Origin of the sequence: Bradyrhizobium uaiense, assembly GCF_010811875.1 — a bacterium.
Lineage (GTDB): Bacteria > Pseudomonadota > Alphaproteobacteria > Rhizobiales > Xanthobacteraceae > Bradyrhizobium > Bradyrhizobium uaiense.
The window spans coordinates 1-228 of the sequence record NZ_VKHP01001172.1 but is presented as its reverse complement, the minus strand read 5'-3'; the positions used below and the strand labels follow the sequence as shown (position 1 = coordinate 228).

Below are 228 nucleotides of genomic sequence, written 5' to 3'. Positions count from 1 at the left end.
TCATGAAGCGGGTCTCGATCCCGGGCCGGCCGTTCTCGCTGTAGAGCGGAGCGATCTCGCCGTCGATCCAGTCCCAGTCGACCTTGCCGGCGAGCAGAACCAGCTCGTGCTTCATGTTGATGATCTGATCCAGCCATGCCCGGAACAGATCGTTTGATCCCGTCGTCTTGTGCTTCTTCGGCCGCATCGTCCCTCCGGTGCACCACAGAAGCACGGTTCACAGCGAAG

At 61.0% G+C, this 228-nt stretch carries 1 protein-coding gene; it reads right to left on the bottom strand.

Annotated features, from left to right (window positions below):
- Positions 1–187: transposase (locus tag FNJ47_RS49185; RefSeq protein WP_488226118.1), on the bottom strand; the 187-nt coding region annotated here is incomplete at its 3' end.
- Between the last annotated feature and the right edge of the window lie 41 nt (positions 188–228).